This window comes from Variovorax sp. 01T439_2 (assembly GCF_056398445.1).
Genome location: NZ_JBFTPJ010001183.1, coordinates 1 through 1,487 on the forward strand (window position 1 = coordinate 1; position 1,487 = coordinate 1,487).

Annotated in this window: 2 protein-coding genes; both read right to left on the minus strand. The window is 65.6% G+C overall.

The window, feature by feature from the left end; genetic code table 11:
* On the minus strand, nt 1-1,152 hold a 1,152-nt coding region (locus AC1DOC_RS33280), incomplete at its 3' end, for a CaiB/BaiF CoA transferase family protein (RefSeq protein WP_478131525.1).
* 47 nt (nt 1,153-1,199) lie between these two features.
* The coding region (locus AC1DOC_RS33285; protein WP_478131526.1) for an SDR family NAD(P)-dependent oxidoreductase at nt 1,200-1,487 on the minus strand (288 nt) is incomplete at its 5' end.

The window sequence follows — 1,487 nt, forward strand, 5'->3', positions numbered from 1 at the left end:
GTTTTCCGGCGGCATGCCCAGTTCGACCAACACCTCGCGGGTGTGCTGTCCGAGTGTGGGAGCAGCTCGTCGCGCCTGGGGCCGCTCGCCAACCGCACCGATGACGCTGCGTGGCAGCGTCAACGCACCTGCGACCGGGTGCTGCAAGGTTTCTGTGAGCGCCGCGTCAACGAAGGGCGCGGACCGCGCGACCTCGGCATAGTTGTTGATCGGCCCGCAGATGATGTCCACGGCCGCGAACTGCTCGAGCCAGAAGGCACGGGGATGCGCAAGCATGCGTGCTTCGAGCAGGCGCAACAGCACCTCGCGGTGCTGCAACCGATCCTTGTTCTCGGCAAAGCGCGGGTCCGACGCGAGCTCAGGCGCACCGATGGCGGCACACAAGGCCTGCCATCGCGCGGGGTGATAGGCCGCCACCATGATCCACCCGTCGGCGCAACGCAAGGCCTCGTTCGGCGTCGAATACGGCGCGGCGTTTCCCTGCGGGCCGGGCACATGGCCGTCTGCGAAATAGGACGCGAAACTCACATGCTGCAGCGCGATGGCGCTGGCGAACATGCTTGCTTCCACGTGCTGGCCCAGCCCGGTGCGTTGGCGCTGCGCGAGGGCAGCCAGGATCGAGATGGTCGCGAACGACCCCGTGACAAGATCGACCACGGGCACCGGCACCTTGCACGGCTCGCCGCCGGACGCGCCGGTGACACTCATGAGGCCGCTGACGGCTTGCAGCACGCCGTCCACCCCGGGTAGGTCCTTGGCGGCCCCGTGCTGACCGTACGCGGAGACGGAGCAATAGATCAGCCGCGGATTGGCCGCAGCCGCCGTGGCGTAGTCAAGCCCCAGGCGTTCCATCACGCCCGGGCGGAAGCTCTCCACCAACACGTCCGCCTGCGCGACCAGCTGCAGCGCCGCTCGCCTGTGGGCCGGCTGCTTGAGATCGAGCACGATGCTGCGCTTGTTGCGATTGAGTGCCAGGAAGGGAATGCCCTCGCCATGAACCCAGGGCGAGAGCGCTCGCGAGAGATCGCCTGTGGGTGATTCCACCTTCACGACATCGGCACCGAGGTCGGCCAAGCACAGTGTGCACGTTGGGCCGGCCATGACCTGTGTGAAGTCGATCACCTTCAATCCGCTCAATGCATTTGCGAGCATGCGACCTTCGATCTCGTTGGATGTTCTTCGTGGATTCGCATCGGTCGTTACACCGACGGACTGCTGAGACTGCGTCCGCCGCAAACGTAAAGCAGCTGCCCCGTGACGTAGCTGGAGCCTGGCTCCGCGAAGAATCGAACGGCACGACCGATGTCTTCTGGCTGGCCGATGCGCTCCATCGGCACGGTCTTGTGAAGACCTTGCCTGACCTCTTCGGTGAGCGTTTCAAACAGCGGCGTTTCGACGATGCCCGGGGCGATGGCATTCACGGTGATGCCCTTGCGCGCATATTCCAGCGCCAGCGAGCGGGTCAGGCTCACCACGGCCCCTTTGGA